This is a genomic window from Cricetibacter osteomyelitidis (assembly GCF_004340985.1).
GTDB classification, from domain to species: domain Bacteria; phylum Pseudomonadota; class Gammaproteobacteria; order Enterobacterales; family Pasteurellaceae; genus Cricetibacter; species Cricetibacter osteomyelitidis.
This window is the reverse complement of record NZ_SLYB01000038.1, coordinates 1-22650: the sequence shown is the minus strand read 5'-3', so window position 1 is coordinate 22650 and position 22650 is coordinate 1. Positions and strand designations below refer to the sequence as shown.

Annotated in this window: 25 protein-coding genes; 8 read left to right on the top strand and 17 right to left on the bottom strand. The window is 42.3% G+C overall.

What is annotated here, in order from left to right; all coding sequences use genetic code 11:
- Window positions 1-152 precede the first annotated feature (152 nt).
- Window positions 153-1553: a DASS family sodium-coupled anion symporter gene (locus EDC44_RS11960; RefSeq protein ID WP_131979307.1), complete on the top strand. Its 1401-nt coding sequence runs from the start codon at window positions 153-155 to the stop codon at window positions 1551-1553.
- Between the two features lie 68 nt (window positions 1554-1621).
- On the opposite strand, the gene hslO is transcribed toward EDC44_RS11960, so the two are convergent.
- From hslO to envC, 4 genes are all read right to left on the bottom strand, one after another.
- Complete coding sequence (gene hslO / locus EDC44_RS11955; protein ID WP_131979304.1) at window positions 1622-2494, bottom strand: Hsp33 family molecular chaperone HslO; 873 nt, start codon at window positions 2492-2494, stop codon at window positions 1622-1624.
- A 14-nt stretch (window positions 2495-2508) separates the two neighbouring features.
- Window positions 2509-4344, bottom strand: coding sequence for an autotransporter assembly complex protein TamA (gene tamA, locus EDC44_RS11950; RefSeq protein WP_243647947.1), 1836 nt, complete (start codon window positions 4342-4344; stop codon window positions 2509-2511).
- Between the two features lie 67 nt (window positions 4345-4411).
- On the bottom strand, window positions 4412-5266 hold the full coding sequence (locus tag EDC44_RS11945; protein ID WP_424276116.1) for a divergent polysaccharide deacetylase family protein: 855 nt from the start codon (window positions 5264-5266) through the stop codon (window positions 4412-4414).
- A gap of 2 nt (window positions 5267-5268) precedes the next feature.
- Window positions 5269-6492 carry a murein hydrolase activator EnvC gene (gene envC / locus EDC44_RS11940; protein ID WP_131979298.1) on the bottom strand — a complete coding sequence of 408 codons (1224 nt, stop codon included), beginning with the start codon at window positions 6490-6492 and terminating at the stop codon, window positions 5269-5271.
- A gap of 153 nt (window positions 6493-6645) precedes the next feature.
- Here envC and EDC44_RS11935 point away from each other — a divergent pair, with 153 nt between their 5' ends.
- Window positions 6646-7329, top strand: a complete 684-nt coding sequence (locus EDC44_RS11935; protein ID WP_131979296.1) for a 2,3-diphosphoglycerate-dependent phosphoglycerate mutase — start codon at window positions 6646-6648, stop codon at window positions 7327-7329.
- Window positions 7330-7410: 81 nt separating this feature from the next.
- On the opposite strand, the gene menC is transcribed toward EDC44_RS11935, so the two are convergent.
- The 13 genes from menC to rpsF all read right to left on the bottom strand — a co-directional run bounded on the left by menC (window position 7411) and on the right by rpsF (window position 19428).
- A complete protein-coding gene (gene menC, locus EDC44_RS11930; RefSeq protein WP_131979293.1) occupies window positions 7411-8403 on the bottom strand; it encodes an o-succinylbenzoate synthase in 993 nt (330 codons plus the stop codon).
- 15 nt (window positions 8404-8418) lie between these two features.
- Window positions 8419-8922 carry a DUF4410 domain-containing protein gene (locus tag EDC44_RS11925; protein WP_131979290.1) on the bottom strand — a complete coding sequence of 168 codons (504 nt, stop codon included), beginning with the start codon at window positions 8920-8922 and terminating at the stop codon, window positions 8419-8421.
- Between the two features lie 24 nt (window positions 8923-8946).
- Window positions 8947-9804: a 1,4-dihydroxy-2-naphthoyl-CoA synthase gene (gene menB / locus EDC44_RS11920; protein ID WP_131979286.1), complete on the bottom strand. Its 858-nt coding sequence runs from the start codon at window positions 9802-9804 to the stop codon at window positions 8947-8949.
- A gap of 58 nt (window positions 9805-9862) precedes the next feature.
- Window positions 9863-10606, bottom strand: coding sequence for a 23S rRNA (guanosine(2251)-2'-O)-methyltransferase RlmB (rlmB, locus tag EDC44_RS11915; protein ID WP_131979283.1), 744 nt, complete (start codon window positions 10604-10606; stop codon window positions 9863-9865).
- A gap of 75 nt (window positions 10607-10681) precedes the next feature.
- Window positions 10682-13069: a ribonuclease R gene (gene rnr / locus EDC44_RS11910; RefSeq protein WP_131979280.1), complete on the bottom strand. Its 2388-nt coding sequence runs from the start codon at window positions 13067-13069 to the stop codon at window positions 10682-10684.
- A 222-nt stretch (window positions 13070-13291) separates the two neighbouring features.
- The gene (gene dmsD, locus EDC44_RS11905; protein WP_131979277.1) at window positions 13292-13891 is read right to left on the bottom strand and encodes a Tat proofreading chaperone DmsD; all 600 of its coding nucleotides are present in this window, start codon (window positions 13889-13891) and stop codon (window positions 13292-13294) included.
- Window positions 13892-13935: 44 nt separating this feature from the next.
- Window positions 13936-14736, bottom strand: coding sequence for a DmsC/YnfH family molybdoenzyme membrane anchor subunit (locus EDC44_RS11900; RefSeq protein WP_131979274.1), 801 nt, complete (start codon window positions 14734-14736; stop codon window positions 13936-13938).
- A gap of 1 nt (window position 14737) precedes the next feature.
- Window positions 14738-15355, bottom strand: coding sequence for a DMSO/selenate family reductase complex B subunit (locus tag EDC44_RS11895; protein WP_131979271.1), 618 nt, complete (start codon window positions 15353-15355; stop codon window positions 14738-14740).
- A 10-nt stretch (window positions 15356-15365) separates the two neighbouring features.
- Window positions 15366-17792: a DMSO/selenate family reductase complex A subunit gene (locus EDC44_RS11890; protein WP_131979268.1), complete on the bottom strand. Its 2427-nt coding sequence runs from the start codon at window positions 17790-17792 to the stop codon at window positions 15366-15368.
- Between the two features lie 237 nt (window positions 17793-18029).
- Entirely contained in the window at window positions 18030-18479 is a 450-nt protein-coding gene (gene rplI / locus EDC44_RS11885) for a 50S ribosomal protein L9 (protein WP_131979265.1), read from the bottom strand.
- Between the two features lie 19 nt (window positions 18480-18498).
- A complete protein-coding gene (gene rpsR / locus EDC44_RS11880; protein WP_005759927.1) occupies window positions 18499-18726 on the bottom strand; it encodes a 30S ribosomal protein S18 in 228 nt (75 codons plus the stop codon).
- An 11-nt stretch (window positions 18727-18737) separates the two neighbouring features.
- Window positions 18738-19064 (bottom strand): primosomal replication protein N, encoded by a 327-nt coding sequence (gene priB, locus EDC44_RS11875; protein WP_131979262.1) that lies wholly within the window; start codon window positions 19062-19064, stop codon window positions 18738-18740.
- Complete coding sequence (rpsF, locus tag EDC44_RS11870; RefSeq protein WP_131979259.1) at window positions 19051-19428, bottom strand: 30S ribosomal protein S6; 378 nt, start codon at window positions 19426-19428, stop codon at window positions 19051-19053. The genes priB and rpsF overlap by 14 nt, the downstream gene beginning before the upstream one ends.
- A 331-nt stretch (window positions 19429-19759) precedes the next feature.
- On the opposite strand from rpsF, the gene rpsP reads away from it, so the two are divergent.
- From rpsP to EDC44_RS11840, 6 genes are all read left to right on the top strand, one after another.
- Complete coding sequence (rpsP, locus tag EDC44_RS11865; protein WP_131979256.1) at window positions 19760-20008, top strand: 30S ribosomal protein S16; 249 nt, start codon at window positions 19760-19762, stop codon at window positions 20006-20008.
- 33 nt (window positions 20009-20041) lie between these two features.
- Window positions 20042-20569 carry a ribosome maturation factor RimM gene (rimM, locus tag EDC44_RS11860; protein ID WP_131979253.1) on the top strand — a complete coding sequence of 176 codons (528 nt, stop codon included), beginning with the start codon at window positions 20042-20044 and terminating at the stop codon, window positions 20567-20569.
- A 51-nt stretch (window positions 20570-20620) separates the two neighbouring features.
- On the top strand, window positions 20621-21373 hold the full coding sequence (trmD, locus tag EDC44_RS11855; RefSeq protein WP_131979250.1) for a tRNA (guanosine(37)-N1)-methyltransferase TrmD: 753 nt from the start codon (window positions 20621-20623) through the stop codon (window positions 21371-21373).
- Between the two features lie 27 nt (window positions 21374-21400).
- Window positions 21401-21751 carry a 50S ribosomal protein L19 gene (gene rplS / locus EDC44_RS11850; RefSeq protein WP_131979247.1) on the top strand — a complete coding sequence of 117 codons (351 nt, stop codon included), beginning with the start codon at window positions 21401-21403 and terminating at the stop codon, window positions 21749-21751.
- Window positions 21752-21930: 179 nt separating this feature from the next.
- Window positions 21931-22143 (top strand): 50S ribosomal protein L31, encoded by a 213-nt coding sequence (gene rpmE / locus EDC44_RS11845; protein ID WP_131979244.1) that lies wholly within the window; start codon window positions 21931-21933, stop codon window positions 22141-22143.
- A gap of 346 nt (window positions 22144-22489) precedes the next feature.
- The coding region (locus tag EDC44_RS11840) for a transposase (protein WP_481219196.1) at window positions 22490-22650 on the top strand (161 nt) is incomplete at its 3' end.

The window sequence follows — 22650 nt, the reverse complement described above, 5'->3', positions numbered from 1 at the left end:
ACGAATTTGGGCAGAAAAGAATTTAGGCTCAAATTAATCTGACAGACACTTAACTTCTAAATGGGGGACTGTCAGATTAGGTTTGATCTTATACAGCTAATTCTTCAAGCAGGTTTGTATTAAGCCTGCTTTTTATTTTTGGAGTATGTTGTATGAAAAAACTCAGTGCGACCTTAATTCCCATTTTGATTGTGTGCCTGATTTGGTTTATTTCTGTACCGACAGGATTGGATCCAAAAGCCTGGCATATGTTTGCCATCTTTGCCGGCACTATTACAGCCATCTTAACTCAACCATTACCATCGGGTGCAGTCATGCTTATTGCACTGTGCATATCGATTTTTACCGGCACTCTCAATGACAAGCAAGCCCTATCCGGTTTTGCCAGCGGTACAGTATGGTTGATTTTCTGTGCCTATATTTTATCTCTTGGCTTTGTCACTTCTGGTCTTGGAAAACGCATTGCCTATAAAATGCTGTCTTATTTTGGCGGAAGTAGCTTAGGGATAGCCTATTCCCTCGGTGTCTCAGATCTCATTATGGCACCAGCAATGCCTTCGGTCACAGCACGTTCTGGTGGAATTATTTTCCCGATTGTAAATTCTATTAATACCGTATTAGATTCCAAACCTGGTGAAACCGGTAAAAAAATCGGTGATTTCCTGATTATGGTGTGTTTTCAATTTACCCCGATTACTGGTGCAATTTTCTTAACTGGTATGGCAGCCAATCCGCTAGTCGGTGATTTAGCTAAAAAAGTACTGAATGTCGATATTACATGGGGTGGCTGGTTTGTGGCTGCAGTAGTGCCTGCGATGGTTTGTTTTTTGGTGATGCCTTTGTTGGTGTATAAAATCCTTAATCCTGAATTAAAACGTACGCCAGAAGCTAAAGCCATGGGTAAAAAAGCCTATAATGAGCTAGGTGCGATGACAGCAGAAGAGAAAAGAGTCGCTATCGGTTTTGTGCTTGCTTTAGCCGGTTGGGGAACCAGCCTTGTTACGAGCTTTTCCGCAACGTCAGTTGGATTAGCGTTAGCCGCTTATTTATTTGCCACTAAAGCAATCAGTTGGAAATCGTTACTCAGTGATCATGCTGCTTGGGATACGATTATTTGGTTCGGTGCGATAATCAGTCTTGCGGGCGGCTTATCTAGTCTTGGATTTATCGAATGGCTCACAGCTGAACTTAGTAGCATAATGCAAGGTATTGACGGTATTCAAGCATTTATTATTTTAGGTTTGTTATATATTTATGTGCATTACCTATTTGCCACAGCTTCCGGTCATGTCGCTGCACTTTATGCACCGTTTGCTGCCACGGCAATTGCAGCTGGTGCGCCACCAATAATGGTCGCAATTTGCTTCGGTATTTTTAGTAACTTGATGTGGAGTAGTACCGAATATGGTGGCGGTCCGGGTCCAATTTATTTTGCTCAAGGGTATTTTGATCGCAGTCGTTTCTATCGTATCAATTTAGTTGTGATGACCGTCAATATTGCTTTAGTATTCTTGGTGGGGTTTGCATGGTGGAAGTTGATTGGACTATATTAATATTATAAACCCCAAAAAAACACCCGCACTTTTTACTTTTAAAAAGTGCGGGTGTTTTTTCAAAGATTTTACGCGTTTTTCAACTTCTCAATTGTGGCTTTATTAAAGAAATAATGCATGCCGCAGCATTCGCATTGCATATCGATAGAGCCGTTGTGTTCAGCTAAAGTTTCATCGATTTCATCATCAGAAAGCAATAATAACGCAGCCCCTGAACGCTCTTGTGAACAGCCGCAGAAAAATTCGACGGATTGCGGTTCAAAAATTTCTACGGTTTCTTCATGATATAAGCGGTACAGCAATTCTTCTGCGGTCAGGCCGAAAATTTCGTCGTCTTTTACGGTTGCGGTTAAAGTGGCTAAATGTTCGAAATCTTCCGGTGAACCTTGACCGTCCGGCATAATTTGAATGAGCATTCCTGCGGCTGTCGGTTCACCGTTAAATTCACCGGTGCGAATAATCAGCTGTGTTTGTAATTGTTCGGAGCGGGCGAAATAATCTTCCAGACATTCTGTAATGGTTGGTTTATCTAAACCGATAACCCCTTGATAACGCTCGCCTTCTGTCGGAATAATGGATATCACCAATACGGCTTTGCCTACCATTTCAGCCAAGCTCATGCCATCACGAATATCCCCCTGCAAACGGGCCAAAGCTCGCAGCTGCTGGTTATCGGAACCATTGACTAAAGCCAATTTCAACGGACCATCACCTTGAATTTGCACGGTGATATTACCGTTAAATTTTAAAGTGACGGTTAATAAACTGGTTGCGACCAGCATTTCGCCCAATAAATCACGCACCGGCGTTGGATATTGGTGAGTGTTTAAGGTTTCGTTAAAAGATTTATTTAATCGTACCCATTCACCCCGTGCGGCACGATCTTTAAATAAATAGCGGTATAATTTGTCGTTATCTTTTGTATAGCCTTGATTTAACATCTATTTTCCTTTGTTTATAATTCTGTTCCCAACCCAATATAAAATTGGATACTTTTATTATTTTCTCTATCGCGAATAGGTGTTGCAAGATCAAACTTTACAGCTCCCACCGGTGATGCCCAGCGTACCCCAATGCCCGCACCGTAACGCAATTCATCCGTGCTGAATGAATTTGCCGCAAGCCCCGCATCAAAAAATGTCGCCATCCACCAGCTCGGAGAGACTTGATATTGATATTCCAATGTTCCCGTTGCCAAACGTGATGCACCGATTAACTTTCCGTCACTGTCTTTCGGTGAAATTTTCTTATAACCATAGCCTCTCACACTACGATCACCGCCGGCAAAATAACGCAGTGCCGGCGGAATACGGGTAAGATCTTTAGTATTTAAATAGCCCACTTCACCGCGAATATAAATGCGGTGGTTTTCTGCATAAGTACGAATCCATGCACTGGATAATCGCACGCGGAAAAAATCGACATCCGATATCCACATTTTTCGACCGATATCAAACGTTAAACTCTGCGCATCTCCCCAAGTCATGAACATTCCGCCCTGTGAACGGGTGCGGCTAAAACCGGCAGTAGGATACAGCAAGAACGTTTTGTCTTTCTGTGATGCTTGAGTAAAAGAATCGTATCTAGCCCGCAAGCCTAAGAAATATTGCCAACCGTATTCATTATTCCAATAACGCAGAAAACCGGTTGTCAATGCGGTAGATTCCGTATCCACATCGGAATCTTTTTCATTTTCTAACCCCATAGTCGCTTCATAATAATACAATCGCGGATTTTCCAGAATCGGTATTTTATAACTGGCTTCCAGTGTTTGTTTTGGTGCTGAAACATACAAATCCGTGGATAAACTATGCCCGCGGTTGTTAATCCAAGGCCGTGTCCAGCCTAACTGTAAACGTGGTCCGACATCCGAAGAATAGCCAATTCCCACGCTCATGCTGTTTTTCTTACGAGGATGTAGTAACACTTCCAAATCAACGGTTTTGTCATCCGTGTTCAAAGTCGGTTGCAATAAGACCGATGAAAACCAACCTGCCGCACTGTAATCGCCGGTCAAGGTGGAAAGATCATTGATGTAATATGGGTCTCCCGTTTTAATTCTCAACATATTTCGCAAATAATCTTCACGAATTTGTGAATCGCGATAAGAAATCACGCCGTAGTGATAACGCTCCCCGCTATCAAAATGAATTCGCCACCACGCTTGTTGAGTGGAAGGCATCACTTCCAATCGATTAAGTAAAAATTCGGAATCAAAATAACCGCGACTTTGTGCTGCTTTTTCTAATGCACTTTTAAAATCATCATAAGTTGCATGATTCAATAACGTGCCTTTCGCCGGTTTGGTTTTCTCAATTTTCTCAAATGCCGGATCTGTCTTTGCCTGACCGTCAATCAACACATCGGTTTCTTCAATATATACGGGCTTCCCTATATCTACTTTGGCGATTAATACCGGTTTATTTTTACCTTTCGCCGGTTCCAAGGTATAACTCACACTGGAACCATAATACCCCTTCGCCCGCAGTGCTTTATCCACCGCTTCTGACACCAATTCTTGATAACGTTCGGAACCGTCGGCGGATTCTTTGCTAATGGCATTAGTATAAATACGGGCGTTTTCCGCCAATGCTTGGTTTTTAATACCGGTCAAACGCAAATTCACTTCCGCTTCCACAGGGATTTTATTATTTTCAGTTTCCGTTATTGTTGTATGTTGAGTTTCCTGTGATTCTGCCGTTTGTTCAGTATTTTCTTCGGCAAAACTAAAAAGTGCGGTGCTAAATGACAAAATTCCGACTGTCATTTTAGAAAGGAAAAAAGATCGCATAATATCCCCAAATAAAAATTCACTATGACTAGTTTACCCGTTAAACAATAAAATTATCAATAATTTATTATTCCGGCACACCGCGTAATGACGGTACAAATTCAAAAGGTGCAACGGAAGTCGGTGCCGGTGCTTGTGAGAACAAATAAATAAACGGTTTCACCGGTACGACTTTCTCATTTCGCCATAGATTACCGACGCTCACTAATTGAATATCCGACGGCAAATTTGCCAATCCTTTTTGCAAAACCGCAACGGTATTTTTACGCGGATGGCCAATTACTACCGCTTTGCCATGTTTGCGAGCATAGCGTATGGCTTGTTGAAATTGATGTTGTACATCGGCATAAGCATCGCTGTCATCTAAAAAAATATGGCGATCCAAACTTGAAATGCCAAACTGTTTCGCTGTTTTACCTGCCACACTGGAACCAATAGTACGGCTATCTAAAAAGAACAGATGGTTCGCCTGCAACGCGGTCATTAATTTTGTCATTAAACTCTGATCGGCGGTCGCCGCACTACCCATATGATTATTTAATCCAATCGCGTGGCTCACCACTGCTTTGGCATTGCGTACACGGCTATCCACTTCCTGTTGACTCATGCCCAAATGCAGGCCGCCCGCTTCAATTTTGACATTGGATTTAGGCTGCATAGGTAAATGAATCAAAATATCCCGCCCTTGCTGTTTAGCCTGCCGATTACGCTGTTTGGCATAAGGCGAAACGGGAATAATCGCCACCGCAATTTGTTTCGGCATCGCGTAGATTGCCGCATCATAAGTCGGATGATAACCCACATCATCAATCACAATGCTTAATTGAGCTGCATTGGCAGAAATGGACAAAAGTGCGGTCATAAAAAATAAAAATTTTTTAACCGCACTTAGGCTGGAAAGCGGATAATTTAAAATACGCATCATTATTTTAGCCAACCCGTAGGATTCACCGCATTACCTTTGCGGGTAATACCGAAATATAACGCAGAACGGGATTGTCCGCCACTTGTCCCGACAGTGGCGATTTGTTGTCCGGCACTCACATAAGAATTCACTTTCACCGAAACCGACTGATTATAGCCATACAAACTCAAATCCCCTTGACCGTGTTCAATCACTACCATTAACCCGTAACCGGACAGCCAGTTCGCCATAATAACCCGACCTCCTGCAATCGCTCGCACCGGCGTACCGGCAGAAGCACCGATAACTATGCCTTTCCAACGCACTTCACCGCCTTGGCTTGAACCGAAACTGTGCAAAATCTTACCCGACACCGGATAATGATATTGCTTTTTCGCTGCACCTAATCCGCCGCCGGCAATCATTAATTGTTTTTCTTGAGCCGTCGGTTTATAAGGCTTGTTATTTTTCTTTTCTTCCGCTTGTTGTTTTTGCGCTAAAGCCTCACGCTCTTTTTTCTCTTGCTCCCGAGCGGCTTGCTCCGCACGTTTGATTTCATCATTTAATGCCCGCTCATTTGCTCGCAGTGTTTCGAGTTTATTTTGATTTTTTTCCAAACTTTTAGTCAATTGATTTAATGTAGATTTACGTTCATCTTGTGCTTTTTGTAAGATCTGCTGTTGCTTTTTCTGTTCTTGCAACTGCGTTTGCTCATTTTTTTGCTGACCTAAAATAAATTCTTTATTTTTTTCCAATTCCTGTTGCGTGTGTTTTAAATCATTAATTAATTGCAATCGAGCCCGATTCATATGCTCATAATACTTCATCATCCGTTCGGATTTTTTAGCCTCATCAGACAATAATTTTTCCACTGCAGAAGGATTATTATTGGCACGATAAATTGAATCCAATTGTTTACTTAATTTCGCTTTTTGTATTGCTTCCTGTTTTTGTAATTGCTTGATTTGTTTATTGGTTTCATTAATACTTTGACGAATTTCCTTCAAACTCATTTCGGTTTGTTGAAGCTGATTCAGCACCATATTAATTTCTGTTTCTTGATTTTTTAAACTGGATTGCAACTTATTTTGCTGACGTTTCTGCTCGGCAATTTTTTGCTCTTGTTGCTTAATTTGCTTTTGAATTTTCGAAAGATCGTTCGCTTGTGCCTGCGCCACAATACACAAGCAGCATAATAAAGATAAAAGTGCGGTGCTTTTTTGTAGAGTTTTCACAATCGACATCAACAATACTTTCCTTAAACATAAAAAATATCGTCTATTATAACGAAATTTTTTGCGGAAGATCAGTAATTGTGCACAAACAACTTTTAAAAGAACTTATTTTTTGCTATAAATGGGCAAATTTCAATTTTTTATCTTAACTAGGAGAACAGTATGGAATTAGTATTTATTCGTCACGGCTTAAGTGAATGGAATGCATTAAACCTTTTCACCGGTTGGCGCGATGTTAATCTAAGCGAAAAAGGTGTGGAAGAAGCGAAAGCGGCCGGTCGTAAATTAAAAGATGCGGGCTATGAATTTGATATCGCATTCACTTCCGTATTAACCCGTGCGATTAAAACCTGTAACTTGGTGTTGGAAGAATCTAACCAATTATGGGTTCCGCAAATCAAAACCTGGCGTTTAAACGAACGTCACTACGGCGGTTTACAAGGCTTAAACAAAGCTGAAGCGGCGGCTGAACACGGTGACGAACAAGTTCGCATATGGCGTCGTTCTTACGATGTATTGCCTCCGGTATTAGATCCGAAAGATCCGAACTCCGCACACAATGACCGTCGCTACGCAAACCTTCCGGCAGACGTTGTGCCTGATTGCGAAAACTTAAAAGTGACTTTAGAACGTGTATTACCGTTCTGGGAAGATCAAATCGCACCGGCAATTATGGCAGGCAAACGCGTTTTAGTGGCGGCACACGGTAACTCTCTACGCGCATTGGCTAAACATATTGAAGGCATTTCCGATGCAGACATCATGGATTTAGAAATTCCTACCGGTCAACCGTTAGTGTATAAATTAGATGACAACCTTAAAGTAGTTGAAAAATTCTATCTCTAATTTCTAATTATTCAAACACAAAAACAGGTTTTTGTTTTCATGAAAACCTGTTTTTTATTTTGCAATGCACCAATGTCAGCGTTACAGAATTTTCTGCACAAATTCAGAATCCAATCCTACCACAGACAGCTCGGAACCATGCCAGCTACGGACTAATTGGAAATCCATTAAATCTAAAGTATCCAAACCCGGCGTGACATTCGGCGTGTATTGATGTGCAATGCGAGCCAACTGGGTTAAACCGAAACTGGATTCGATAGACGAACTAATAACCGCAGTTAAACCTAACGATTGAGCCTGTTCGATCAGTTCGATACAACGTGCCAAAGAACCGACTAACGTTGGCTTAATCACAATGGCAGCTAAGTGCGGTTCTTTTTGCACTAGAAAATCCGCTTCGCGTACCGATTCGTCCCAAGCAATGGCAATAGCGGTATCAAGAGCAAATTGACGGCTTTCATCGCGGGTTTTGCAAGGTTCTTCAATAAATTGAATACGGCTGCGGTGTTCCGGTTTCACATATTTGGCGAACATTTGTGCTTTTGCCGGTGTCCAACTGCGATTGGCATCTAAACGTAATTTTAAATCGGGGATGGCTTCTAACAGCATATCCACGATTAAACCGTCACGGTTGGCTTCATATAAACCCACTTTGACTTTCGCCACTTTTTCACCGGAAATTAAATCCAGTTCACCATACAATTCATCCGGATCGCCATAGCATAATGGTGCAACCTGATAATTGCCTTCTAGACCTAAGCCCCCTTTCATTTCGGTTAAAGCACAGCTTAAACCGAATGCTACGGAAGGGTATAAACCGTCAAGCGGCAGCATTTCATTACGTGAACGAGCTTCATCCCAACATTTAAGCCAATCTATTACTTGTGCTTCCGCTTGCTCCAGGGTTTCTTGGCTAAATTCCGGCAAAGGTGCTATTTCCCCCCAGCCTTCGTTATCACCGCATTTCACCTGCACCAGCAAGCCTTCCCGTTTTTTCAAAAAACGATTACGCAACACTAATTGGGCATCTACCGGAATGCTGTATCGATAAAGATGATATTCTCGAATTGTCATGTTATTTGTTCAATTTTAATTTTTGTACGGAGCAGTTAAAATTCTTGATTTATAAATTTTTACTGCGGCATTTTTAGCCGTTTTACGAATGATACTTGCTAAACTTCCACCGAAAAATCCCATTTTCAACGCTGCTTTTGATGTGATTGAGCCTAGTAATTTACCATTTTTATCCGTTACACTAGTGATAACTTCCAAATTACTTTTTCCCACACCAAAGCCGACTAACATTCGCAGTGCTCTATTCCCTTCACTATAAGCCTTGATATCATAGCCAATAATAACATCACCTCCATCACTCTCGACTTGATATCCGTAGCGTTGCAGTTGCTTACTTAATTCCTCTTCAAAGATATCGGTTACTTTCTTATCCACGATTTCGTTTGAAGAATTATTCTTAATACTGTAAGAATAATAGTTTTGATCCGGATTTCGTGCCAGATTAGTTTCACTTTTTAATGAACTACAACCGGTGATAAAAAACACAGATAGAAAAAAAGAAACGACTAATTTTTTCATTAGAATAACTCCCGATACTATTGATTATGGATTACGTTTAAATTTACTGAAATCCGGTGCACGTTTTTCATTAAATGCGTTGCGACCTTCTTGACCTTCTTCTGTCATATAGAACAACATAGTGGCGTTGCCTGCTAATTCTTGTAACCCCGCCTGACCATCACAGTCTGCATTTAACGCAGCTTTCAAGCAACGTAACGCAATCGGGCTGTTGCGTAACATTTCACGACACCAACGTACGGTTTCTTTTTCTAAATCAGCATAAGGAACAACGGTGTTCACCAAGCCCATATCCAAGGCTTCCTGTGCGTTATATTGACGACATAAGAACCAGATTTCGCGGGCTTTTTTCTGACCGACTAAACGCGCCATATAAGATGCCCCCCAACCGCCGTCGAATGAACCCACTTTCGGACCGGTTTGACCGTAAATTGCGTTGTCTGCAGAAATAGTAATATCACATAACATATGTAATACGTGACCGCCGCCGATAGCATAACCTGCCACCATTGCTACCACCGGTTTAGGGCAGGTGCGGATATCGCGTTGGAAATCCAATACGTTTAAGTGATGTACACCGCTGTCATCTTTATAACCACCGTAGTCACCTCGCACTTTTTGATCACCGCCGGAACAGAATGCTTTTTCGCCTTCGCCGGTTAAAACGATAACACCGATTTTTTCATCAAAACGAGCATCCGAAAAGGCTTGGATCATTTCTTTCACGGTTTGCGGGCGGAATGCGTTACGCACCTGAGGACGATTGATGGTGATTTTTGCGATACCGTCGGTAGATTTGTGATAACGGATATCGGTATAACCTTCGCTGTGATCAACCCATTCTACCGGTGCATAAAGTACATCATCTTTTGGATTTTGCATTGTAATTTCCTTCATAAAGATTAAATAAAAACACTTAATTATAGCAAATATTTTGTTTCTAACGAGTGCTAATTCGTTGTCTGACAATTTCAAATAAACACACGCCCGTTGCAACCGACACATTCAGTGACGATACCGAGCCAGCCATTGGAATACTGATTAGCTCATCGCAATGTTCACGGGTCAAACGACGCATACCTTCGCCTTCCGCCCCCATCACTAAAGCCGTGCCGCCGCTGAATTTGGTTTCATAAATTGTTGAGGCAGCTTCACCGGCAGTGCCCACCACCCAAATATTATGATTTTGCTGTAAATCACGCAATGTACGGGCAAGATTGGTGACACGAATTAACGGCACCACTTCCGCCGCGCCGCAAGCCACTTTGCGAGCAATGGAGGTAAGCTGGGCGGATTTATCTTTCGGTACAATCACTGCGTTCACCCCGGCCGCATCAGCAGTACGCAGACACGCACCGAGATTGTGCGGATCGGTCACGCCGTCTAATACCAATAACAATGGATTAGAAGTGCGGTTTAAAATTTCGTCCAAATCGTTTTCGTTCAGCTCTTTAGCCGGCTGCACGCGGGCAATGATGCCTTGATGCACTTTGTCGTCAGCTTTTTTATCCAAAGTCTGACGATTTAAAAATTGCACTGAGACACCTAAGCGGTGTAATTCATTAAGTAACGGCTGCAGACGTTTATCATCACGACCTTTTAATACGTTGACTTCAATTAAACGTTCCGGTGCATTTTGCAAAAATGCACTCACGGCATGGATACCGTAGATATTTTCACTCATGTTTATTCCTGTTTCAGCCTAGGGCTTTGCCCCGGGTTAAGCATAGTTAACTCTTTTTGGCGTAATTGTTAGATTTTATGATTTTTTCTTATTTCTTACCGCACTTTTAGCGGATTTTGCCGTTTTTTTGGCGACTTTTTTCTTAACCGGTTTAGCTTTTTTTGCCGTACCTCTCGCTGCTTGCTGTTTTTCTAAACTTTTCACATAGCGTTGATTTTTCTTTAAGCTGTCTTTTGAGGTTTTGCCCGGTCGTCTTGGTTGGCGTTCGCTGCCTTGTAAGCTGAAATCAATTTGTTTTTGTTCCAGACTCACCGCTTCCACACGCACCGTGACGGAATCGCCTAAACGATAAATCATGCCGCTATTTTCGCCTATTAACCGTTGGCCAGCCAAATCAAAGCGGTAATAATCGTTATCAAGTGTTGAAATATGCACCAATCCGTCAATAAACAGATCGTTTAACCGCACGAATAAGCCGAAACCGGTGACCGATGAAATCACCCCTTCAAACACTTCGCCCACATGATCCTGCATAAACTCGCATTTGAGCCAATCCGCTACTTCACGGGTGGCATCATCGGCACGGCGTTCGGTCATGGAACAGTGATCACCCAACACATCCATTTCATCTAAGCTGTAATGATAACCGCCGCTGTCCGTGGTACGACGTTTATTACCTTTTTCTTTGGCTAACAAATACTTAATACCGCGATGCAGGGTTAAATCCGGATAACGGCGGATCGGTGAAGTGAAATGAGCATATTCATCCAACGCCAAACCGAAGTGACCGATATTATCCGCATCATATACCGCCTGACTGAGCGAACGCAGGAGCATGGTTTGAATCAGCTCGTGATCCGGGCGTTCCCGCACTTGTTCCAATAATTTAGCATAATCTGCTGTGCCGGGTTTTGCTCCTCCGTCTAGTTGCAGACCGGTTTCGCTTAAAAATGCTCGGAAGCCTGCCAGTTTTTCCTCTGTGGGACCTGCGTGAATACGATATAACGCCGATTCCTCATTATGTTGCATAAAATTAGCCGCAGCGATATTCGCCAAAATCATACATTCTTCGATGATTTTATGGACATCGTTACGTTCCGCCGGTTCAATACGTTCAATGCGACCTTGTTCGTTAAACACGAATTTAGATTCAACGGTTTCAAAATCAATAGCACCACGAGCTTGACGAGCGGCAAACAGCACTCGGTACATTTTGTGCAGTTCCTCTAAATGCGGAACCAACTCCGTATAACGTTCCCGCAAGGTTTCATCGCCCTGCAAAATATTCCAGACTTTGGTATAAGTCAAACGGGCGTGTGAATTCATCACCGCTTCATAGAATTGATAGCCGGTCATTTTGCCTTTTGCCGACAATTTGATTTCGCACACCATACATAGGCGATCCACTTGTGGATTAAGGGAACATAAACCATTCGACAGCACTTCCGGCAACATCGGCACTACACGGTTCGGGAAATACACGGAATTACCACGCTCACGGGCTTCATCATCCAATGCGGTTTTCAATCGTACATAATAGCTTACGTCCGCAATCGCCACCCATAATGTCCAACCGCCACCGCGTTTTTTCTGACAATACACGGCATCGTCGAAATCCCGTGCGTCTTCACCGTCAATGGTCACTAACGGTAAATCGCGCAAATCCACCCGTCCTTTTTTGGCTTCTTCCGGCACATCTTCAGTGAATTTTTTCACATATTTATCAACGGTTTTTGAAAACTGATGGGGAATGTCATGATTACGGATAGCAATTTCCACTTCCATCCCTTTTGCCATATTTTCACCGAGAATTTCTACAATCATGCCCATCGGCTGTGAAAAAGATGCGGTGCGGGGTTTGAGTTCCACCACCACAACCTGTCCCATTCTCACTCCTCGACGGTATTCATCGGGAATTAAAATATCGCGATTTATACGGCTATCGTCCGGCACCACATAGCCAATGCCGTTTTCTAAGAAAAAGCGACCGACAATTTGTTTTTTACGTCCTTCCAGCACTCGTACAATCCGCACTTCGCGACGTCCTTTACGATCCACGCCGCTTTGCTGAGCCAGCACAAAATCGCCGTGCATCACGCGTTGCATTTGTCCGTTAGGAATAAATAAATCCTCTTTTAGCCCTTCCACCTGCAAGAAACCATAACCGTCACGATGTCCCTGCACAGTGCCTTTGAGCAGATCTAATTTTTCCGGCAAAGCATAACGTTTGCGTTTAGTGAAGACCAACTGCCCGTCATTTTCCATCGCCCGTAAACGGCGACGCATTCCTTCTTGTCGCTCTTCATCCTGCACCTGAAGTACGGTCAAGATTTCCTCTTTTGACATCGGTGCATTATGCTTGCGGATCGTCTTTAAAATAAATTCTCGGCTTGGAATCGGATTTTCATATTTTTCTAATTCTTGTTGATAATTCGGATCTTTCGGTGCGGTTTTCTTAGCCATCGTTATGGTCTCCTTTAAGAAATAGCCAGAGTTTATTGGCTTTGGGGGAAGTGTGACATTATGCGGGGAATAAAGCAAGCAATAAACTCCGGCACCTCGGAGTAATTAGGTAATTAACGAATATCCGCCAATAAATTCGGGTGATTATCCAAAATTTTCAATCGTTTCGCCAATGCCAACGGCGGTTGGGCTTTGCCGGTTTGTCAGTTAAAACATTTTGCATTAACGAAAAAACTGCACTTTAGGCACTATCAACAGGGCTTGATCTTGCCAATATTGCAAGGTTTGTTGAGTGAGTAATGCCACGCCTTGATAGAATGGTGAAAGTTCTTGTTCGCGGAGTAATTGCAGATAACGGACAGACCACAGTAAAAAATGTTGGCTTAGAAATTCTGCCAATAAATCCGGGTGATTTTCAGCAATATAGGCGGATAACATTAGCATTAGCCCTATATGATCCTCCGGTTCGTCTTGCGTGCGTTGAAATTCAATATTGTGTTGATACATAAAATCACGTAATTTCAACAGCGAATCGCCAAAAATCACCGATTCTCGGTCTAAATACACCGATCCCCACGGTGGTGCAGGCAAGGCATTCGGCCCGATAAATAAGGCTTGATATTGCTCGGCTAAATTATCCGTTTGGGTTAAAAGTGCGGTGATTTTTTCCGAATTTTTCAATTCAGACCAACTTTCCGTCCAATCCGGTTGCTGAAAAAAATCTAAAATCGACCACACTTTTTCATCTTTGGGATCGCAATAAAATAACACGCCGAGCAACCGCCCGCTGGTGGAAATCCAATTAATCAGTTCTTGTTGCATAACAATTTTTCCATAAATTTAAGGGTAGCTATACACCTACAATTCTACCCCGCAACAGCAGTCCCTACCGTCATATGCAATCCATAAAACAGGGTGCGTCCGAGCATTTCTGCGGCGATGATTAAAATTACCGCAAAATAAGGGCTGACAGAATCAGTGCGATACAACAAATGTGCACCGATGGCAAGCAAACATAAACGCACCGCATTGATGACGGCATAATCCGGCACTAAATTCACCGCACTTTGTACCGATGAATGGATGCTTGTCAGGCTAAAACCTTGATAAATAGCAACTACCGCAATTAAAAACATTCCCGTTACCACAAGGTGACACATCCATTGTGGTTGGCGGAATAGAGCATAACCGAGTGCAAAGCCCGCCGTTATCACAGTGAGATAGAAATTCCAGCTGGTGAAGCTGCTATTCCACGTTGGCACAGTGCTAATATGATAAAGCTGATTCATCATATACATAAACACTAAGCCTAAAAGTGCGGTCAAAATCAACCAAATTTTGCCTAGAACCGCCGGCATTTTGTCTAAGACGGAAAGCAGCCAGTAAATACCCGCACAGGTAAAGAACAGTGCCCCACTGGCAATTTCATTGCTAAGTGGTGATTCACCAACCCGATTAAGGGAATTAAATGCTCTCAACGGGGAACCTAGGTGCATGACGGAGGCCATAAAGCCGATACCCAATAACACCAGCAAAACAAATAGTTTATTGTTTTTATGCGGTATTTCACTATTCACAACAGCGATATTCATCACCAGCATAGCACCAACAACCGATTGAGCCAAAACCGTAAAAATAATTAACGGTAATTCATGTAATCCGTTCATCTTATACCTCCCGAGGGTTGCCTAGAAAACCGCTTTGATCACCAACCGGCTTGCTGTTTTTATTCGGTTTTATCACCAAATTCGGTTTAGTGAAACTCGGATCCGGTAGCGGTGCAATAGCCGCCATATCGCTGTATTTCTCGCGTAATTCGGTAATTGGTGCAAAATCCAAGGCACGCAACGGACAGGATTCTACGCAAATTGGTTTTTGTCCGGCTTTGACACGGGAATAGCAGCCGTCACATTTGGTCATATGCCCTTTATGTGCATCATATTGCGGTGCGTCGTACGGACATGCCATGTGACAATAGCGGCAACCGATACAAATAGATTCATCCACTATCACAAAACCGTCTTCGTTTTTGTGCATTGCCCCCGTCGGGCAGACTTTAGTACAAGCCGGATCACTACAGTGATTACAGGAAATTGAAGTGTAATAAGCGAATACATTTTGACTCCAACAGCCGTTCGGTTGTTGTAACCAATCACCACCTACATATTCATAAATACGACGAAAATTTACATCAACGTCTAAATCTTTATAATCTTTACATGCCATTTCGCAAGTTTTACAACCCGTGCAACGGCTCGAATCGAAATAAAAACCATGTTGTTCCATAATCTCCCCCTTACACGCGTTCAATTTGAACTAAATTGGAATGCTGCGGATTGCCTTTTGCCAATGGTGATGGGCGTTGGGTGGTGAGGACGTTGATACATCCGGAATGATCAACTTTATTTTGATCAGGGTCATACCAAGCGCCTTCACTTAATGCCACTACACCCGGAATAATGCGTGGTGTCACTTTTGCATTAATACGCACTTCGCCACGATCATTAAATATACGAATCATATCACCGTTTTTAATATTTCTTGGCGTAGCATCAAGCGGATTAATCCATACTTCCTGCGGATTAGCCGCTTTCAGGACATCAACATTGCCGTAAGTGGAGTGAGTTCTTGCTTTATAATGGAAACCGCTAAGCTGTAACGGGAATTTTTTCATTAACGGATCGCCATAATGCTCAAAACTATCCGTATGGACAGGCAGTGGGTGGATGACTTCATCCTCTTTTAATTTCCATGCTTTTGCAATTTCAGCTAAACGTTCGGAATAGATTTCAATTTTTCCTGATGGGGTATCCAGTGGATTGCCCTTAGGATCATCCCTAAAACCTTTATAAGCAATATAAAAGCCTTTTGGATCCACTTTTTTGAAAATACCTTGTTTTCTAAAATCATCAAAAGTTGGTAATTCAGGTAAATTTTCTCGAGATTGTTCATAGATATGGCGTAACCATTGTTCTTGCGTTCTCCCTTCCGTAAACTTATCTTTAACGCCGAGTTTTTCCGCAAGATCACTTAACATATCGTAAACAGGGCGACATTCAAAAGATGGTGTCACCACTTGATCAGCAAAAATAACATAGTTCATATTGGCAACAAATGCATCTAATGCAAAATCCATTTGTTCGGATGCAGTACAATCAGGAAGCAGAATATCACTGTATTTTGCTGTGGATGTCATATGATTGTCTATCGTAATAATTAATTCGCATTTGCTGTCATCTTGCAAAATATCATGTGTTCGATTAATTTCTGCATGCTGATTAATCAAACAGTTACTTGCATAGTTCCAAATTACTTTAATTGGGGCTGTCAAACGTTCAACACCGCGAATACCATCTGTTGTTGCCGTCATTTCTTCACTACGGAAAATGGCATCGGTCCACATAAACATTGGAATACTGGCTTTCACAGGATTTTCTAAAGTCGGCATACGAACAAATGGTACAGAATATGCACTTTCTCGTGCCCCGGTATTACCACCGCTGATGCCCACATTGCCGGTTAAAATCGGTAGCATCGCTATAGCTCTGGAAATCAATTCACCATTACTGCGACGTTGTGGCCCCCAACCTTGAGAAATATAAGCGGGTTTCGTTTGGCCGATTTCTCGTGCCAGTTTGATAATTCGCTCTTTTGGAATGCCTGTGATTTTCGCTGCCCATTCAGGGGTTTTAGCTATGCCATCATCACCTTCGCCAAGGATGTAAGCTTTATAATGCCCATTTTTAGGAGCTGATGCCGGTAATGTGACTTCATCGTAGCCTACGCAATACTTATCTAAGAAGGGTTTATCTACCATGTTTTCCGTAATTAAAACATAAGCAATGGCAGAACATAAAGCAGCATCTGTACCGGGACGAATCGGAATCCATTCGTCTTCTCGACCGGAACCGGTATCGGTATAACGCGGATCAATCACAATCATTCTAGCGTTTGAACGCTCACGTGCCTGTTCGATAGTATAAGTTAAGCCGCCACCGCTCATACGGGTTTCTGCCGGATTATTACCGAATAAAACAATTAATTTGGTATTTTCAACATCGGCCAAACCGTTACCCAGCGCCCAACCGCCACCGTATGTATAATCTAATCCTACCGCAATTTGTGCAGTACTGTAATCGCCGTAGTGATTTAAATATCCACCGATACAATTCATTAAACGAGCCACCATTGTCGATGATGGCGGCCAAGATTTAGCGATTGTACCGCCTAATGTACCCGTACCGTAGTTCAAGTAAATCGACTCATTGCCATATTTTGCAATATTCTTTTTCAATGAATCGGCAATAATAGTTAATGCTTCATCCCAAGAAATGCGTTCAAATTTACCTTCACCACGTTTGCCTACACGTTTCATCGGATATTTTAAGCGATCCGGATTATATACCCGACGTCGCATTGAACGCCCGCGCAAACAGGCTCGAACTTGGTGATCTAAATTATAAGTGTCCGTACCGGTATTATCCGTTTCAACATAAGTTATACGATTATCTTTTACATGCATACGCAACGGACAACGGCTGCCGCAGTTTACGGTACAAGCACTCCAAACAACCTTATCATCAACTGTTTGAAGTGTTTTTTTCTCATCCGCTATCACATTAAACGGCAACGAAAAATTTCCGGCAAGTGCAGTCAGTCCCGCAGCAGTTCCTTTTAAGAAAGAACGACGGTTTACCTTAGGGACTAAAACTGTGTTTTTCATACCTTTCCCCCACATTTATTATTTAATAAAAAATTTAAAAACAAAATTACAGGGTACATTACCAATAAATAGGTATAAAAACTGTGACAAAGATCATTTTTTAGCAAATGAAAGATGACAATCAAAATAAAATTTGATTAAAATCAATATGATAAATAAGAATCAATATTATTTAAGAAAGAGATAAAAAAGAAAAACAAAAAACCCGACTTAACGCCGGGTTTTTTTAATCAATAATTATTCTGCAACAACGATTACGTTTAATGTTGCAAATACTTCGCCGTGAAATTGGAATTTAACTTCGTGATCACCAGTAGTGCGAAGTGGACCAGCCGATAAGCGAACTTCGCTTTTAGCTACTTCAACACCAGCTGCCGTTACTGCTTCTGCAACATCACGAGTTGTGATAGAACCGAATAAACGACCTTCGTCACCTGCTTTAGAGGCGATAGTTACCGATTCTAATGCTTCCAATTGTGCCGCACGAGCCTGAGCTGCCGCTAACGCTTCTGCTGCTTTCGCTTCTAATTCAGCACGACGAGATTCAAAATATTCAACGTTAGCTTTAGTTGCCATAACCGCTTTACCTTGTGGGATTAAGAAGTTACGTGCGAAACCTGATTTAACGTTTACTTGCTCACCAATGTTGCCCAGGTGAACAATTTTATCTAAAAGAATTACTTGCATTACCGTTATCCTCTCTTAATTACTGATGATTGTCAGTGTATGGAAGTAACGCTAAATAACGAGCGCGTTTAATTGCGCGTGCTAATTGACGTTGATACTTCGCACGAGTACCGGTAATACGGCTTGGGACAATTTTGCCGCTCTCTGTGATGTAGTTCTTTAATGTAGCGATATCTTTATAATCGATTTCTACTACATTTTCCGCGGTGAAACGGCAGAACTTACGACGACGGAAATAACGTGCCATTTGGCTCTCTCCTAATCTATAAATTCGATCTGCTCGGCATGCAATACTAATTGAGTCAAACCATTTGCGGTTTTATGTGAGCTGATAAAGCCCATTATTAGTAGTTTACTGCCGACCGTAATGCTTTGAGTTTTTTCTATTAAGTGACTGCCACTCACTTGAATAGGCATTTTACACCACGCTTGGCGGGGATATCCGGCTTCTTGTTGTTGGGAACGGTGTTCCAAACTAAACCGACAATGCTCAATTCCGCTAGGGCTTTTTTCTCGTTTCGGAAAACCGGCAACAGTGCCGATTAACGTTAAACGATTGTCAATGTTCAAATTACTCTTCAGCATCCTCAAAATCGTTGGTTTCAACTTCAGCTGAAGGTTTACGTTCTTCTTTAGCTGCTTTCATTGGGGACGCTTCTGTTACGGCGTGCTTAGTACGAATAATTACGTTACGCAGAACTGCATCGTTGTAACGGAAAGTTGTTTCTAGCTCGTCGATGACTTCTTGAGGCGCTTCTACATTCATAAGCACATAATGTGCTTTATGTAATTTATTGATTGGGTATGCTAATTGACGGCGACCCCAATCTTCTAGGCGATGAACTTGACCGCCGGCTGCTTTCACAGAACCGGTGTAACGTTCGATCATACCTGGTACTTGCTCGCTTTGGTCCGGGTGAACCATAAACACGATTTCGTAGTGACGCATTACTGCTCCTTACGGGTTAATCAGCCTCCGACTGTTAGACCAGTCACCAATCTGCGGAAGCAAGGAACGAAAATTAAGGTGTGACTGTAAGGCGTGCGATTATACAGGGTTCGATATAAAACCACAAGAAAAATTTGCGAAAAATTGACTTTAAAGTGCGGTGTTTTTTTGAAAAAATTTTATAGTGGTGAGTCTGCATTGGTGCTTGCTATTTCTTGATAAAAGAGTATAATCTTTCAGCTTTTTGTCTACATATACAGAGAAAAAAGTAAGCATTATTCCCACCTTCGACGGGAATTTTTCTTTTATTATTAACACTTAGAGGAAGGTTATGGTAACCATTCGTTTATCTCGTGGCGGAGCTAAAAAACGCCCATTCTATCAAATCGTTGTTGCTGACAGCCGTTCACCACGTGACGGTCGTTTCATCGAGCGCGTAGGTTTTTTCAACCCATTAGCAACAGGTCAGGCGGAACCATTACGTATCAACTTAGACCGTGTTGATTACTGGTTAAGCAAAGGCGCAAACCTTTCTGATCGTGTTGAAGCGTTGGTAAAACAAGCACGTAAAGCAGCTTAATCTAAACGATTAACAATTTTAAGGTGAATTAAGATGGGCGAACAACGCATTGAAACAGTAGGTAAACTCGGTTCTACTTATGGTATCCGCGGTTGGTTGCGTATCTATTCATCTACCGAAGATACAGAAAGCATTTTTGACTATCAGCCGTGGTTTTTGAAAATTAAAGACCAATGGCAACCCACAGAATTAGAAAGTTGGCGTTATCACAACAATGATTTGATTGTGAAATTAAAAAACGTTGACGACCGTGAAGCCGCTCAGATTTTAGCTAACGTTGAAATCGGCGTGGATTTAGCGGTGTTCCCGGAGCTAGAGGAAGGCGATTATTATTGGCATGATTTAATCGGTTGCCGTGTAATCAACTTGCAAGGTTATGAAATGGGAACGGTTTCCGAAATGATGGAAACCGGTTCTAATGACGTGTTGGTAGTGAAAGCTACAATGAAAGATGCCTTCGGTAAACAAGAACGATTAATTCCGTTCTTATATGAACAAGTAGTTAAAAGAGTCGATCTCACCACAAAGACTATTGAAGTGGATTGGGACGCTGGTTTCTAAACTCAGGTAGGCTGACTCGCTTTGAGTAGTAACATTTTGCAAGGATAACGTATGTTTATTGGGATTATTAGTCTTTTCCCCGAAATGTTTAAAGCGATAACAGATTTTGGCGTAACAGGTCGAGCCGTAAAACAAAAATTGCTCACCGTGCAATGTTGGAATCCGCGGGATTTCACGCACGATAAGCACAAAACCGTTGATGATCGCCCTTATGGCGGCGGGCCGGGTATGTTAATGATGGTGCAACCATTACGAGATGCCATTCAAGTTGCAAAATCAACGGTAGGTGAAGGGGCTAAAGTAATTTACCTTTCACCGCAAGGACGTAAACTGGATCAAGCCGGTGTAATGGAACTTGCCACTAATGAGAAATTAATTTTAGTGTGCGGTCGTTACGAAGGCATTGACGAACGATTGATTCAAACGGAAATCGATGAAGAATGGTCAATCGGTGATTATGTTCTGACCGGCGGCGAATTGCCTGCAATGACATTAATTGATGCCGTTGCCAGGTTTATTCCCGGTGTATTAGGCAAACAGGCTTCCGCGGACGAAGACTCTTTCGCAGACGGCTTGCTTGATTGCCCGCACTACACCCGACCGGAAGTGTTAGACGACTTAACTGTGCCGCCCGTGCTGATGTCTGGCAATCACGAAGAAATACGCAAATGGCGATTAACGCAATCGTTAAAACGTACGTGGCTACGACGCCCTGAGCTATTGGAAGGCCTAGCTCTGACTGACGAACAACGTAAGCTGTTGGCTCAAATTAAACATGAGCATCACAATAGCAATATCAGTTAAATCTAGGATTTAAAAAGGTAAATTAAAATGAGTAACATCATCAAACAACTTGAAGACGAACAATTAAAACAAAACATCCCTAGCTTCCGTCCGGGTGACACATTAGAAGTTAAAGTATGGGTTGTTGAAGGTAGCAAACGTCGTTTGCAAGCATTCGAAGGCGTGGTTATCGCAATTCGTAACCGTGGCTTGCATTCTGCATTCACTCTGCGTAAAGTATCAAACGGTGTTGGTGTTGAACGTGTGTTCCAAACCCATTCACCGGTTATCGACAGCATCTCTGTGAAACGTAAAGGTGCGGTTCGTAAAGCGAAACTTTACTACCTACGTGAACGTAGCGGTAAATCTGCACGTATCAAAGAACGTTTGGGTGCATAATCTGCAAAGCCAAGATAAGATTTTGCCGTTCTTGGCTTTAAGGATTTTAATGCGCGGGTGCAATTTTTATTATAAAATGCACCGCACTTTTAAGGGCTGCCGATGCAGCAAATTATTAACAACATACGGTATCAGTTGAAAAACACTGACAGCGGTATGGCTTCAAACAGAGGTTTTCTATGAAACAAGGTATCCATCCTGAATACAAAGAAATTACTGCAACTTGTTCTTGTGGTAACGTCATTAAAACTCGTTCTACTCTAGGCAAAGACATCAACCTAGACGTATGTGGCAACTGCCACCCATTTTACACCGGTAAACAACGTGTTGTTGACACCGGCGGTCGTGTAGAACGCTTTAACAAACGTTTCAGTATTCCAAGTACAAAATAATTAGACTACGAATAAAATAAACCCCGCTTAAAGCGGGGTTTGTTTATTGACAAAGCCAATAATTTTAAACTCTCTCCCGTTTACGGGAGAGATGTCACGCAGTGACAGAGAGGGCAATATTTTAGTATTTACAGCAATGTATTGAAATATAAGTTGTTTTTATAATTAATCTATTTCCCCTCTTCTTCCGAAAAATGCCAATGCATTTTTCTCCCTCTTCTCCCGTTTACGGGAGAAGGTTTGTCAGCGGTCTGACCCCGCTTAAAGCGGGGTCAGACCGCTGACAAACCTCTAGACATCCATCTAGAGGTTTAATCTAATAGGCATATCGAAAAAGGAAATGTCTATGCTCAAAAATTTTCTCTCCCCTCAATATGAACTTGAGATGATAAGTCTCGAACAACTCGTTCCTAAAGACCATCTTGTCCGCAAAGTGGCTAAAGCCATTGATTTTGAGTTTATCCGCGATGAAGTCGCCCATCTGTATTGCCACGATAACGGTCGTCC